This is a genomic window from Myxococcus sp. XM-1-1-1, assembly GCF_020037095.1.
In the GTDB taxonomy this organism is placed as follows: domain Bacteria; phylum Myxococcota; class Myxococcia; order Myxococcales; family Myxococcaceae; genus Myxococcus; species Myxococcus fulvus.
Genome location: NZ_JAIQDH010000005.1, coordinates 216,976 through 231,024 on the forward strand (window position 1 = coordinate 216,976; position 14,049 = coordinate 231,024).

The following is a 14,049-nucleotide window of genomic DNA, read 5'->3' on the forward strand; positions in this document are numbered from 1 at the left end:
CGCCGGCCCCATCCCCGGGGGCAGACATGGTGAAGTGGACGTGGGTCGTCGTCGCAATGGTGTGGTGGCTCGCTGGCGCGGGCGGGTGCGACAGCCCGGACCGTGAGGTCATCGAGGTGCCGGTGGATCTGTCTCCCGGCACGCCGCTGCCGGACCCGGGAGACCTGGGGCCACCGCCGGCCGTGAGCTGCGCGCTCCGGGTCTCCGTCAGCACCCCGGATGACTGCGGCAAGCTGGAGTCCTACGACCTGACGGGCTGTGATCTGGAGAGCCTGAAGGGCGTGGACACCTCGGGCCCCTTCAACGCGCGCTTCCACGACACCTCGACGGGGCCGGGGCGCGCCACCGATCAGCTGCTGGGCCGGTACTACTTCCTCGAACCGGAGGCGGCCCACCCGATGTTCCTGGTGTCGACCGCCAATATTCCCGGCCGTCCCTACAGCGTGACGGCGGAGCTGGGGTGCCGGGCGGTGGGGACGGACCGCGTGCTGGGCTGTGACGTCTACTGCGAGGCGGGGAAGCCGCCCCGGGTGCTCAGCTTCGAGAGCGTCCGGACCCGCCGCCGGCCCGGGGAAGCAGAGTCCTCGGGCGGGCTGCGACTCATCGGCGAGGCCTCCACGGGGGCGAACACGGGCATGGGGGTGGATGTCTACGTCACCAAGGGGCACGCCTACGTGGTGAACATCGAGGCGGGCTTCCCGGGCGAGGGAGGTCTGTTCGTCTTCGACCTCGCGGACCGCACCGCGCCGCGTCTGGTGGCGTCCATCACGCACCCCGATGATGCCTATTGGAACGGGGTCTGGGCGAAGGACGACGCGCTCTATGTCGCCAGCGCGGCCCGGGGCGTCCTGGTGTTCGACATCTCCGACCCCGCGTCCCCCAGGCTCATCCAGGACCTGTCGGGCGGCATGCGGCGCAGCACCCATACCCTCTTCGTGAATGGCAATCGGCTGTATGCCATGGACAACGGGGACGTCCTCATCTTCGACGTCACCCACGCGCGCGAGCCCGTGTTGCTGGGTAGCTACCGGGACGAGAGCTCCCGGATGCCGGGGCGCAACTCCTATCCCCACGACGCCACCTCCCTGAACCACCTGCTCTTCGTCAACCATTGGGGCGCGGGCCTGCTCATCCTCGACGCGCGCGACCCCGCGAACGTGAAGAAGCTGGGCGCGTACGAGTATCCCAACGCGATGAGCCACTACTCGCGCGTGGCGTACTTCCAGAACAACCTCATCGCGTTCGAGGGCGGCGAGGGGTGGGGCGCCCACCTGCGGGTGCTCAACCTGAACGACCCGGCGAACCCCACCCTCATCGGCGAGTACAAGCTGTCGCCGGAGGTCTCCATCCACAACATGGAGCTCGTCGGCAACCGGCTCTATCTGGCGCACTTCCAGCAGGGCGTGCGCGTCCTGGATGTCACCGTTCCGAGCCGTCCCCGGGAGATCGCCTATCACCACACCTGGCGGGAGCACGACCCCGTGTTCCTCAACGTCTCCTCCTGGGAGGGCGCCGTCGGCATCCGCGTCCCAGGGGACGGCTATGTCTACGCGGTCGACTCGCAGCGAGGCCTGCTCGTCTTCCCGGAGCTGTGAGCCCGCCAGGGGCCCGGGTGTCCCCCGCACCGGGCCTCTGGTAGCCTGGATGGCAATGCAGTCCAGGAGGGGGAACTCCGATGAAGGCGCTGATGATTCCGCTCGTGACGTCGTGTGTCGTGGTGGGCGGCTGTCGCGAGAACAAGGTCGAGGGTGACACATCGGGTCCTGGGGCACCCGAAGTCGAGAAGCGACTCGAGGTGCCACCCAACGGCAAGGTCGTCATGCACCGGGTGTTCGACGACAAGTTCATGGAGATGGCGGCGATGCCGCTGCCGGACAACTGGATCGTCAACAACGGCAAGGCGGTCATCAGCGGACCGGGCAACGTGAATGTCTACATGGTCCCCATGAAGACGTTCATGTTCTCGGGCGACCCGATGATGCAGCAGGTGGCGGCGCGCAGCGGCCAGCCGATGCGGCGCTTCGAGTCCATCGACCAGGTCATCCAGCAGGACCTGGTTCCCATTGCACGCAAGGAGGGCGCGAAGCTGGTGAAGCAATACGACGCGCCGGACATCGCCGCGTCCGACAAGGGCTTCTCGGACCTGCTCTACAAGGTCGCCCCCATGCGCCAGCTCTTCCTGGCGAAGGTGACGGAGTGGACCGACAAGCGCGGTGAGCCGTACATGATGGTCGTCCACCTGAGCGCCACGGACCTGGGCAACATGGTGTCCTGGAACTACTACACGCACGCGCTCGACGCGCCCAAGGAGCGCTACGAGGAGAGCAAGAAGGTCGTCCTCCAGGCGCTCGCGGGCACGCGCTACAATCCGCAGTACGTCCAGGCCTACAACCAGGGCGAGATGGCCCGGGAGCGCGCGAGCTGGGCGGCGCACCACCAGCGCATGCAGGCCAACAAGGCCGCCTTCGAGGCGCAGCAGCGTGCCTTCCACGAGAAGAACGACGCCATCAACAGGTCCATCGCGGAGACCTACGCCAGCCGCGACGCCGCGTCGGACCGCATGCACCACCGCTTCGTGAACTACATCAAGGACGAGGAGACGGTGCGCAACACCGCCACCGGCACGCGCCACCAAGTCCAGACGGGCGCCAATCAGTACTGGATGAACGGCAACGGCCAATACGTCCCGTCGAACGACCCCAACTACGACCCGAACCGCGACCCCCACCTCAACCACCAGCAGTGGGACGAGGCGGAAGTGGAGGACTGAGCCGCCCCTTCCACCGTGCAGCCGGTTGCACAGCTTCGCCCGTCCGGCGTGCCGTCCCCTGCACGGTGGTGCCCCTGCTTCACGCGCGGACGCCCTGACACCCTGGTGGGCATCCGGAGTGCATGACATCCTGGGCTGACTTCCAGGAAAGGGGATGTGATGGCCTTGGAGCTGGCGGTAATCCTCGGTTGTGCGATTGCCGTGTCCTTCATCCTGGGGATTGTCTTCGCGCTCCCCAGGACCCACTCGAAGAAGACGCGTCGGCTCGGAGCCGGGCTGCTGATCGCGGGCGGGGTGTTGTCGGCTGGCGGGATGGCGTGGCTCGTCTGGAGCGTCGTCGACTTCTTCTCCAACACCAACTTCTCCAAGGGGCGGGTGCTGCGCCTGCGCGGGCGTGCCCGCGTGGCTCGCCGGGCGCTGGGGGCGGGCTGGGCGGATGACGCCGTGCCGGAGGTCTCGGGGCTCACGACGTGGCAGCGGACGGTGCTCGGGGAGGCGTGGATGACCTCGGCGCGGATGGAGCATGCGTCGGTGCCAGCCTTCGCGAAGCTGTCGCTCCGGCTCTCCGCGATGGGGGCGCCGTCGGCGCTGCTGGAGGACTGCCACCTGGCGGCGCTGGACGAGGTCCGCCACGCACGCAGGTGTTTCGCGCTCGCCCGGGCCTTCTCGGGAGTGGACTGGACGGCGGGGCCCATTCCGGAGCTGGAGCAGGAGGGCGTGAAGCCCATGGCGACGGGCTCCGAGGAGGCCTGGGCGCGGCTGGCGCGCGGCTCGTTGCTGGACGGGTGCCTCGCGGAGGGCGTGGCCTCCCTGGTGGCCGCGGAGGGCGCGCGGCGTGCCGCGGACCCCGTGGTGCGCGAGACGCTGTCGGTCATCGCCGAGGACGAGGCGCGGCACGCCGAGCTGGGCTGGGAAGTCCTCGACTTCGCGCTGGAGCGAGGCGCCGGGAGCGCGGAGGCCGGCCTGCGGCGGGCCCTGTCGGAGCTGGACGCGCGGAGCACGCCTTCGCTCCCGCCCATCCCGGGCGTGGACGAGGACTTCCTGGCGCGGCACGGCCTGCTATCCCAGGCGGAGCTGGGGCACTGGACCCGCGAGTGCATCCAGCGGACGCGCGCCCGGGCGCTGGCACTGCTCGAGCCGGGCCTCGCGCCTCGGGCGGATGACGGAGGAGGCGGGGCCCCGCTCAAATCGCCTGCCACGGTATGACGGTCTTCAGGTAGCCCTGACGGTTCGAGCGCAGCCCGGAGCGGTTGTAGTCGGTGACGCCCGCGACGTGGAAGAAGAAGTCCCAGGTGTTCACGGCGGTGCGGATGCCGAAGACCAGGCACATCGTCTCATGGAGCGCGACGTTCGTGCGGCCCTGTCCCTGCTTGTAGTTGCGGTAGGCCAGCGTCACCGGGGATTCGACCTTCGCGCCCGCGATGGGGTCCCAGACCCTGGCCAGGTAGTCGTCCTTGCGCATCTGGTGGGTGATGACCTCGTTGGGGCCCTGCGCCGCCGCCATCAACCCGTCCATGTAGGCCTCGGCCAGGTCCGGCCGATTGTGGTCGGTCGACATGCCAATCTTGTTGGCGTTCGCGTGATGAACCCGGACCTGGTTCGTGACGGTGTCCTGCGTCACATAGAAATGACAGCCGTTGAACGGGCCCGACATCATCAGGGGCGGCCCCACGTTGGAGAGGTCCATCGAGACGATGCAGGAGTCCTCCCAGCTCAAGTACTGGCAGGCCAGCGCCCCTCCTGGATTGACTTGATAGGCGTGGAGCTCGTTGGCTGGCGCGTTGCTGAAGAAGGCCTGTTTCCCCGCCGTGATGTCCAGGTAGATGTCGATGTTGTTCTGTTCGATGACGGCGTTGTTGGGCGCCCCGACGACGCCCCCGACGACCATCGCCGCGACGTCGGTCGCGAGCAGGTGCACGAACGGGGCGTTCCCGGCCAGGGGCTTGGTGCGGTTGTACCAGCCGGGCGCGGGCCGGTGGGTGTGGTGGAGGAACAGCGGCTTCTTCTGGAGGAGGTTCAGCCGCGTGCCGTTGTTGTTGAACTGTCCGATGAGGGTCATGTGTGGCTCCTGGCGTGACTGGCTTCAGAGCCAGGTGAACTTCAACTTCTTCGAACTGCCCACGTTCTCGAACATGGCCCAGAGGTCCTTGGGGTCCCTGCGCGCGAGCCCCACGCAGTTCGCCTGGTGGCGCTCCTCGGCCGAGTCATTCCAGCACGCGCGCGGGACTTCATACATCCCGTGGATGCCGTAGTGGTTGACGAGCCTCGCCTTGACGGTGGTCGCGAAGGCGGCGTCGTCGATGTGCACGTCCAGCTCACCGTCGTAGTCCATGGCCCGGCAGTCGAAGTTCGCGCTCCCCAGCACCACGTGCTGGCTGTCGATGATCATCAGCTTGGTGTGCAGGTAGACGGTCTCCGGTGCCTGGTTGATGCCCCCGTAGCGGTAGGGGAAGTAGACCTGGATCTTGGGCGCCACGTCGTCGTGCTTGGGCTGGGCCTTGCTCTTCTGGCCCGTCCCCTTGTGGATGAACCTCAGGACGGCGTCGAGCCGCACCTCCGTCCTCGCCTGGGTCTTCTTGTGCGTCAGCCGCAGGCGGTAGTCCTGCTGGGGCCAGTCATGCAGGTTGATGGAGGGCTCGTACACCTCCCAGACGTAGTCGTCCTTGGAGTACGTCTTCGTCCCCTGGGTTCGCGGGTCGACGTGTGTCGTGATCTCGCCGTCGATGACCTCCACGGCCAGGCAGTTCTCGTCCAGGTAGCCGCTCTCGATGGCCATCATCGCGTACGTGATGCGCGTCAGGTACGTGACGCCCTTGTCGGAGTCATGGAGGGGATCCGGGATGACCAGCACCACCTTGAGCTGCTTGGCGCCCATCTGCTTGATGCGCGTGCGCACCGCCTTCACCAGCTCCGGATTGAAGAACTGGAAGTTCTCGATGTAGATGTATTTGTTCGCGTGTGAGATGAGCTCCACCAGCTTGTCTCGGATGTGTGTCTGGTTCGAGAACGACTCGCTGTTGGTGGTCAGCGCGGTGATGGTGAGGTTGCCGCCCTGGATGACCTGGTCATTCGCGGTGGCCTGGAGGGTGGAGCGGGCGGCGGCGGGGTGCGGCTTGCCGAACAGGCTGAGCGTGGGGAGCTGCTTCCTCCAGCGGCGCAGCCACTCCGACTCGATGTCGAGCGTGACGGGGCCCTGGAGCAGCACGCCGGTGTCGTGGCAGGAGTGTCCGTAGGGCCGGGAGTGCGCGATGTTGTCCCAGTACTCATGCTCGATGTTGAAGCCGCCCACGAGCACCTTCAGCGTGCCGGCGATGGAGAAGATGGCGATCTTCTGGTGGAGCGAGTAGCCCACGCCGGCGCCGCTGTGCTTCTCCAGGTACACCTGGATGCGCTGGTTGTGGTTGTGCAGCAGGGCCTGGGTGGCCTTGTTCTTGGCCAGCGTCTGCAGGGAGAAGTGGTCCGACATCTTCGCGAGCTCGAGCCCCTTGACGGTGAGGTCGTCGGGTTGCCAGAGGCAGATGTCGATGGGGTGGCCCGCGTCCGCGACCTCCTTGAGGACCTCTCCGAAGTTCCGGTTCGCGTGGCGGTCGAGCAGGGTGTCGTGCTGGAGGCACCACCAGCCCAGGCGCACATAGGTCTTCGCGTGGGGCTGCGCGTCCCGCACCTCGTAGAGGCAGTCGCGGAACATGTCGAAGTACTCTTCGCCGTCCATCAGGAACACGGCCGTGTTGTTCTGGGTCGGGGGCATGGACCTTCCTCGAGGGGGACCTCGAGACCGAGCCCTGACGAGGACATGGCCGCGGAGAACGGCGGGTGACAGGACGGCGCTTCCGGGGGGGCTTTCCCGGAGACCTCTCGCGGAGGGACTTCGTCAGGGATGAGTCACGAGGCGGGCTCCCACTGAGCAAGGCACGTACCAGTGGGAGCCCGCGGGCTTCTGGAGCGAGGAGGACCCTGGTGGAGGCCCGCTGCTTGCCCCCGGGACGCAGGCGCGTTGCACGGGGACGCAGGGCGGGTATCAGGGGACGGTCGAGGTCGCGCAGGGCCACCAGGCGGGCGGCGTGGCGCGGTCATCCCAGGTTCCGTCCCAGTCATCACGCAGCGTGTAGACCTCCGTGTTCGCGGAGACGCAATAGCGCTCCGGATGCCTGTTCACGTAGAGGGCCGGCTCCTGGATGTTGAAGCTGAAGTTCCTGCAATACGTCTCGCTGCCCGACGGAGGCGGCGTCGCGGTGGCGGCGCGCACCTGTGTGCGCAGGGCGCTCGTGTTGTGCTCGCAGACGTACCCGCGGAATCTCCCGTCCAGTTCGATGAAGAGGTCCATCTTCACGCGGCCGCTGTCGACGTCGCAGCCGTCGAAGTAGGTCTGACCCGGTGGCAGCGCCGGGTCTTCCTTGTATCGATACGAGACCAGGGAGTAGCCCTGCGGCGGCTCGGGGCACTGCGGGAACATGGCGTTGTAGAAGGGGTGGAGCGCGCCCTCGCGATACACCACGTAGTGGTAGACGAGCGCGTCGAGGGTGTAGCCCTCCTGGTGTCCGATGACCTCGTCCGGACTGCTCGTCGCGGTCCGGCTCACGGGGTCCAGCCTGCCGTTGCCATTGCCGTCGACGTAGGCCAGCACGTAGGCGAGCCCGAACTTCGCGCCTTCGTCTCCGTTGAGGAGGCCCGGTTCGGGCAGCTTGCGCACGGGCATGTCGAAGGTGTTGGGGAAGCGGCCCTTCACCTTCACGTCCACGCCTTGCCGCGAGTAGGCGGAGGACGGGCTGAGGCGCAGGCACTTGTTGTAGTCCTTCAGGGTGGTGATGGTCTTCATGCATTCGGCCGTGGCCTCGGGCCAGTGCTCCCAATGGAGGGCGACGCGCAGCTTCTCGCGGCGCGCGTCGTCGAGTGACTCGGCCGAGACCAGCGTGCCCTCCACACTGAACAAGGCGTCGTCCTCGCCCTCTTCTCCGAGGAGGCCGCCGCAGCCCATCGATGCGCCGGCCAGCAGTCCCAGGCACAACACTCCGTGTCGCCATCGTCTCGTCATGCTTCGCTCCCGTGGTGGGTTCATCCCGGAAGACGCGGCACGGGTGTGGCGTGGGACATGTCGAAGCGACGAGAGGTCAGGGCTGCTCCCGGCGCAGCTCACGCACCACGTGGCGCAGGGACGGGAGTGGCTCGAGGGTGGGAGGGAAGCGGGTGGTCCGGGCCGCCTGCTCCAGCCACCGCCGCACGGCTGTCGGTGAGGGGGCCTCGGGGGAGGGTGCCGTCAGCACGAAGACGAGCGCCTCGCGCTCCGGGCCCGCATCCAGCTCCAGGCTCCCGGGGAGCGCCATCCGTCCAGGCTCCAGCCGGAGCGCGCCGCCGGTCTCCGCGAAGCCATGCAGCGGAGTGACCTGGCCCCGGCTGTCGACGGCGAGCACGTACAGCGCGCCGCCCACCGGGTCCTCGACCTCCAGGCGCACGCGGTCTCCGGGGCGCAGCGCCACATCCAGGGCCTGCTCGAAGACGGCGTCGCCGCGTTTGACATGCAGGCGCGTGGTCAGTCCTCCGCGCACGCGGATCCGCTCCTCGACGTCCGGCGCGGGGCGCAGGAGCGGCAGGCCCAGGGCGAGCAGCGCACAGAGCGCGAGCGCTGGCTGGGCCCAGCGCAGCGGCCTTGCCCAGGGGTGGACGGGGGCGGGCTCGAGCTCATGCAGGCGTGCCGCGATGACGGTGAAGGGGCGCCGCCGCACGAAGGCACTCTGGGCGGCGCGACGCTCCTCCAGGTGGGCCGCGAGCAGGGGCATCTCGCGCGCGGCCTCCTCCATGGACCGGGCCTCCTCGGGGGTCACTTCACCGCAGAGGTAGCGTTCAATCAGGAGATCCGGGACGCCCGGGAAGCGGGGCAGGGGTGAGGGGCTCATGCGGAGGCGGGTCCTTTCCACGAGACGGCGCTCTCAGAGACCTCGAGGAGGCGCCGGGCGGTCTCGAAGAAGGTCTGGAGCTTTCGTTGCACGGTCTTGCGTGAGACGTCGAGCAGGGCGGCGATCTGCTCCTGTTCCAGCTCATCGAGGAACCGGTGCGCGACGATGCGCTGGACGTCCTCGGGACAGTGGGCGAGCACGTGTCTCAGGAGGTCCGCGTCAGTGACGAACCGCTCCATCGAGGTGTCCAGCTCGTCGTCCACGAGGGCGCGCAGGGTGATGGCGGAGGTGCGCTCGGTGCGACGACGGCGCAGCAGCGAGAAGCACTGGCGGTCCGCCACGGTGAGCAGCCACGAGAGCGCGGAGGTGGCCTCGCGCACCTGTTTCAGGTGGACGTGGACCCGCAGGAAGACCTCCTGTGTCACGTCCCAGGCTTGCGCGTCGTCCCCGAGCAATCGCTGGCAGCGCCGGTACACGGCCTCGCCATAGCGGTGGTAGTAGCCTTCGGTCCGTTCGACGTCCTCGTCCTTCGGTTGCACGTACGACCTCACGTGGCCCCCGGCCAGTGTCGCCGAGCCGCGCGGTGGATGGGATGGGGTTCCTAGGTGCGAGCCACATGGTCATCACGGCGTGGGGCATCTTTCCGGGACAGGCTTCACCTCTTGACGCGCGGGGCTGTTGTTGTTCCCGCGATGTCTTTGGGGATGGGGCTTGTCTGTGTGGCGGAGGTCTGCTGGGGTGTCTGTCTTATGTCGACCCTGCAAGAGCGGATCGCCGCGTTCTATGACTTCCTCTGGCCATTCCTGGAGGAGGAGGGGACGCGGTATGCGTATCTGGACGCGTCGCCCGGTGGACGGCCGATGTCGGAGCTCCTCGATGCGATTCCCTCGCGGCGGGGCGTGGGGAAGGGCTCGCGCGTGGTGGACGTCGGGTGTGGCAAGGGGCGTCAGGTGGTGGCGCTGGCGCGACGGCTGGAGGGGCACGTCGTCGGGGTGGACCCGTTGGAGCAGAACCTGTCGCTCGCGGCGGAGCGGGCCCGACGGGAAGGGGTGGAGGGGCGGGTGAGCTTCGCGCGGGGCGGAATCGAGCGGCTGCCGCTGGAGACGTCTTCGGTCGACTTCGTCTGGTGTCTGGACATGCTCAACCACGCCGAGGACCTGGAGGGCGCGATGAAGGAGTGCGCGCGTGTCCTTCGCCCGGGTGGTTCGATGATGAATTGCAGCGCGCTGGCCACGGAGCTGCTGGAGCCTCGCGAGGCGGAGCGCGTCACCTGGCGGTTGGGTTTGAACCCCGCGACGCTGTCACGTGAGCGGATGTCGGCGGCCTGCGCTGCCGCCGGGCTGCGTATCGTGGAGTTCGGCACGACGACGGACGAGGGCTCGCCGTACCTGGAGGAACTCGACGAGGGGATGGCTCGCCACGCGCTCCGGCTGGCGAAGGTGCGGCGGGCGCGCAAGCAGATGGAGTCCCGGCTGGGGGCCGACGCGCTCGATGTGCTGTGTGCCTATGACGAGTGGAACATCTTCCTGTTGCTCGGGAAGGTGACCTATGGCGTCTGGGTGCTGGAGCGCGCCGCGTGAGGCCCGGAGTACCTGGCCATCTCCCCGTGCTCCTCGGCATCGACACGGTGGCCCTCGGCTACCAATGCACCGAGCACGTGGCCACCGCCCATGCGACGCACGGGGTCCTGACGAAGTCGAAGTAACGCGACGGCCCCTACTGGGAGACCTCGTACCGCAGGTGTCCCAGGTCCGTTCGCTGCCCGGGATGGATGACGAAGGCATGCCGCTTGGGGTCCTGCTCCAGGCTCAACGCGTGGTCGCCCGGCGGAAGCCCCGCGATGATGAAGCGTCCGTCCCCGGTGATGCGCTTGAGCGGGCGGTCGTCGTCATCCCAGACACGAATGGAGGGCCACTGTGCGAAGTAGGGTTCGGCCGGCGGGTCGAGGCTGCCCACGACGGCGCCCGTGTCCTCCAGGCGGATGTCGGCGACGATGCGCTCGCCCTCCTTGCCCTCCACCGTCACGCTTCCGGAGCGACCATCGTCGAGCCACGCATGGACGGTCCGATGTCCGGCGGCGGGCTTCACCGCGAAGCCGGAGCCCTCGAACCGGACGTGATGGTAGGTCGGAGTCGTGTTCCCGCAGCGGAGCCAGTACGTCGGCGGCTGCGCGACCGCGATGCGCGCTCCCTGCGCCGGCGTGCCGTCGGGCAAGAGGACGTGTCCGGCGAATTCGAAGTACCGGGGCGTGGGCGCATGCGGTGGGCCGATGACGTGGAATGAACTCGGGTCGTAGGGAACCTGCACGACCGCGGGCTCTCCGGGTTTCAGCGCCACCTCCTTCCCGCCGTGGAAGTCGCGCCACCCGTGGTAGCCCGTGACGGCGACGGTGTGGTTCCCGGCCTCGACCAGGCCTGTCCACGTGCCGTCGTCCTGTCGTCGCAGGGGAACGCCCACCGACACGGCATCGATGGCGTCGTCAGCGGCCGGCTGGAAGTGGCGCCACCTGGCGCTGCGGCTGCGCCGGGGCTTCACCGTCACCGGGGTGAAGCCCGCGAGCTGGATGTCCAGCGTCGCCCACGCCTCGGCCTGGACCTCCGCCTCACGCGGATGGGCCTGGGCCTCGGCCGTGAATGGATGGATTCGCACCATGCCTGGAGTGACGCCGTCCAGGATGTAGCGGCCATTCGCATCCGTCACCGCCTGGGTGGGCATCTGCCGGGGGTGGGATGGAACGCTGAGCGCCATCAGCCTCACGCCCACCGCGGGCGTGCCATCCAGGTTGCGCACCTGTCCGCTGAACGTCGCCCCAGGAGGCAAGGCCAGCACCGTGGAGATGCTCCCGCCCGCGACGAGCCCGAGGTCGTGCTCACAGGCCTCGCCGTGTCCGACACCCCGGGCGCAGAGATGGACAACACCCGTCGGCGCCTCGGAGAAGAGCGCGACGCCCTGGGCGTCGGTGACGGCCGTCTCCATTGGCATTGAGACGTCGATGGGATCTCTCAGCAGCGCCACCGTGGCGCCTGGGAGCGGCCGCTGATCCTTCGCCGAGACCACCCGGACCTGCGCCCTTCCCCTGCCGTCCAGGGAGGGAGGAAGGCGGGGTGGGGACTCTCTGGGGACGGCGGGCTTTACCGGCTCGGGGAGCGGCGCCGGGGTGGTGGTGGACACGGGCGGAGGCGAGGCGCGGGTCAACTCCTGTCGCACCAACGCCGCCGCGCAGAGCGAGACCGCCAGCCCGGTGACGGCAATCCATCTACCTCGTCCTCGCATGACGCGGACCTCCGAGCGCTTCGTGGGCGCGACGGTCCACGGTACCACCGCCCTGAGCGAGGCAGACAAGCGCCCCTGAATATTTCCAGGGAGAGCGCGTCTTCAGCGCACTCACTGGCCACGAGTCCCCCCGGCCACATCCCCCGGAGCTGACATGTCTTCGCGCGCCCCAGGACGTCATCGAGGTCGCCGTGTTCGAGACCTCCGTCTCCGAGGAGCTCTCCCAGTCGGTGGACCGCAAGAAGCTGGAGGCCATGCTCCTGGGCGAGCTGTCCCATGACTCGCGGCTGCGCATCGTCCCCGTGAAGGGCCTGTCCTCGACGAGCCTGCGCCCGGGGGCCTCCGCCGAGGAGCGCATCGACGCGGCCCGTGGGAAGGGAATCTCCCCGGACGTGTGGGTCTTCCCGGCGGTCTTCCTCTCCGACGCGGTGGGCACGAGCGGCGGCAAGCTCGTCACCATGAAGGCCTTCACCGTGCGCGGCGAGGTCATCTCCGCATACGGCACCGGTACGTCGCAGGCCGAGGACAAGGGCACCCTCTTCCAGAACGAACAGGTCGTGAAGAGCACGGCGGCGAAGACCCGCTCCGTGGTCCTCGACCAGCTCGGGCCCAACCTGCCTTCACGCGAGGCCGTGGCCGGGCTGCAGAAGGCGCGGATGCAGAAGAAGGTGGCCACCATCGAGGAGCAGGCCGGCATCCTCCCCGAGGACGACGCACAGACGCGCCTGCGCAAGATCCTCGAGGCGGCCAAGAACGGCCCCAAGCCCGCGCCGCAGGCGGCCGCCCAGGAATAGGCAGACAGGTGTACCTCCCACACAAGGACTGACGCGGGCGGCTTCGGACAAGAGGGGACTTGGGACGCAGCCTGCTTCCGCGCGGAGCGGAGGCGCTGCCATGGGGGCCGGAGTGGGGTAGGGTGTCGCCCCTTCTCGCACCTCGGGATTCCTCGACCGCATGTCCACGGACGTTCCTGTCACCGAAGAGGCCGTGCGTCCCGCGCCCTGGCGGGTGAGACTCCGGGCCCTGGGCTCGGAGCTGGCGTTCCCCGTCAGCCTCTTCTTCTTCAGTCGGCTGGCGTTGCTGCTGCTCGCGCGGGTGTCGCTGGTGTTCGACAACCGGCTGCACCGCCCACCGTTCCAGCAGACCGGCCCGGCGGGGCTGGATGCGTTCTGCCGCTGGGACTGCGGCTGGTACACGGAGATCGCCCGGCAGGGTTATGAGCGCCCCCAGGCCACCAACTTCTTCCCGCTGCTGCCCATGCTGGGGCGGCTGGTCCATGAGGCGACAGGCCTGAGCATCCAGGTGTCGCTGGTGCTGGTGGCCAACGTGGCCGGGCTGCTCGGGCTCATCGTCCTGTATCGGCTCTTCCGCGCGCTCGAGGACGAGGACACGGCCCGCGCGGCCCTGCTGGTCTTCACCGCCTATCCGTTCGCCTTCTTCCAGTCCGCGGGCTACCCGGAGTCGTGGATGGTGTTCCTCACCGCGCTCGCGGTGCTGCTCAGCGTGCGAGGGCGACACTGGTGGGCGGCGCTCGCGCTGGGCTTCGGCGGACTGTCACGTCACCTGTCCCTCGTGGCGGGGCTCTCGCTGCTCTATCAGCAGCTGCGCTCCCGCGGCGGCGGGCTCAAGGCGTGGTTCCACCGCGACATCCTGGCGCTCGCCGTGCCGCTGGTCGTGACGTCGCTCTACTTCGTCTTCCTCGCGTGGAAGTTCGGCGACCCGCAGCTGTGGTGGAAGGTCCGCGCCGGCGAGTGGTCGGGCGCGTGGTCGGGGCTCGGGACGTGGTGGCTCCGAGATGACTGGGCGCCCGAGGTCAGCCTCTACGTGGCGGTGTCCTTCATCCCGGGCGTGGGGGCGCTCCTGCTCACGCGTCGTCGCCGGTGGTGGCCGCTGGCCGCGTTCGGCATTCCGTTGATGCTGGTGCTGTGGACGGTGGGCCTGGTGGGCCTGGGGCGCTACAGCGCGGCCGTGTGGCCCGCGTTCCTGCCGCTGGGCGCGTGGCTCGCGCGCCGGCCCGCGCTGCGAGGGCCCGTGGTGCTGGGCATGGCCCTGTTCCAGGGCATGCTCGTGTTCCTCTTCGTGCACTCCTATCCCATCAACTGACGTCGAGGGCCC

12 protein-coding genes are annotated in these 14,049 nt (G+C 68.6%); 6 read left to right on the forward strand and 6 right to left on the reverse strand.

Annotation, left to right across the window (positions count from 1 at the left end; all coding sequences use genetic code 11):
* The first annotated feature begins 26 nt into the window (after positions 1–26).
* The 3 genes from K8640_RS13295 (at position 27) to K8640_RS13305 (ending at position 3,976) form a co-directional block, all read left to right on the forward strand.
* A complete protein-coding gene (locus K8640_RS13295; protein WP_223747377.1) occupies positions 27–1,595 on the forward strand; it encodes a hypothetical protein in 1,569 nt (522 codons plus the stop codon).
* An 80-nt stretch (positions 1,596–1,675) separates the two neighbouring features.
* Positions 1,676–2,770: a hypothetical protein gene (locus tag K8640_RS13300; protein WP_223747378.1), complete on the forward strand. Its 1,095-nt coding sequence runs from the start codon at positions 1,676–1,678 to the stop codon at positions 2,768–2,770.
* A gap of 159 nt (positions 2,771–2,929) precedes the next feature.
* A complete protein-coding gene (locus K8640_RS13305) occupies positions 2,930–3,976 on the forward strand; it encodes a ferritin-like domain-containing protein (RefSeq protein WP_223747379.1) in 1,047 nt (348 codons plus the stop codon).
* Here the strand turns inward: K8640_RS13305 and K8640_RS13310 are convergent.
* The 5 genes from K8640_RS13310 to K8640_RS13330 form a co-directional block, all read right to left on the reverse strand.
* Positions 3,954–4,829, reverse strand: coding sequence for a hypothetical protein (locus K8640_RS13310; protein ID WP_223747380.1), 876 nt, complete (start codon positions 4,827–4,829; stop codon positions 3,954–3,956). The two genes, K8640_RS13305 and K8640_RS13310, sit on opposite strands and share 23 nt — an antisense overlap.
* Before the next feature lie 24 nt (positions 4,830–4,853).
* Entirely contained in the window at positions 4,854–6,518 is a 1,665-nt protein-coding gene (locus K8640_RS13315; protein WP_223747381.1) for a phosphatidylserine/phosphatidylglycerophosphate/cardiolipin synthase family protein, read from the reverse strand.
* Positions 6,519–6,788: 270 nt separating this feature from the next.
* On the reverse strand, positions 6,789–7,802 hold the full coding sequence (locus tag K8640_RS13320) for a hypothetical protein (protein ID WP_223747382.1): 1,014 nt from the start codon (positions 7,800–7,802) through the stop codon (positions 6,789–6,791).
* Between the two features lie 76 nt (positions 7,803–7,878).
* Positions 7,879–8,661 carry a DUF4384 domain-containing protein gene (locus K8640_RS13325; protein WP_223747383.1) on the reverse strand — a complete coding sequence of 261 codons (783 nt, stop codon included), beginning with the start codon at positions 8,659–8,661 and terminating at the stop codon, positions 7,879–7,881.
* Complete coding sequence (locus tag K8640_RS13330; RefSeq protein WP_223747384.1) at positions 8,658–9,200, reverse strand: sigma-70 family RNA polymerase sigma factor; 543 nt, start codon at positions 9,198–9,200, stop codon at positions 8,658–8,660. Before K8640_RS13330 ends, K8640_RS13325 begins: the two co-directional genes overlap by 4 nt.
* A 210-nt stretch (positions 9,201–9,410) precedes the next feature.
* Here K8640_RS13330 and K8640_RS13335 point away from each other — a divergent pair, with 210 nt between their 5' ends.
* Positions 9,411–10,241: a class I SAM-dependent methyltransferase gene (locus K8640_RS13335; protein WP_223747385.1), complete on the forward strand. Its 831-nt coding sequence runs from the start codon at positions 9,411–9,413 to the stop codon at positions 10,239–10,241.
* Between the two features lie 136 nt (positions 10,242–10,377).
* Here the strand turns inward: K8640_RS13335 and K8640_RS13340 are convergent, their stop codons facing one another.
* Complete coding sequence (locus K8640_RS13340; protein WP_223747386.1) at positions 10,378–11,643, reverse strand: carboxypeptidase-like regulatory domain-containing protein; 1,266 nt, start codon at positions 11,641–11,643, stop codon at positions 10,378–10,380.
* Positions 11,644–12,125: 482 nt separating this feature from the next.
* Between K8640_RS13340 and K8640_RS13345 the strand changes: the two genes are divergently transcribed.
* Together K8640_RS13345 and K8640_RS13350 are read left to right on the forward strand one after the other, a co-directional pair.
* A complete protein-coding gene (locus K8640_RS13345) occupies positions 12,126–12,728 on the forward strand; it encodes a hypothetical protein (protein WP_223747387.1) in 603 nt (200 codons plus the stop codon).
* Positions 12,729–12,888: 160 nt separating this feature from the next.
* A complete protein-coding gene (locus K8640_RS13350) occupies positions 12,889–14,037 on the forward strand; it encodes a mannosyltransferase family protein (RefSeq protein ID WP_223747388.1) in 1,149 nt (382 codons plus the stop codon).
* The last annotated feature ends 12 nt before the right edge of the window (positions 14,038–14,049 follow it).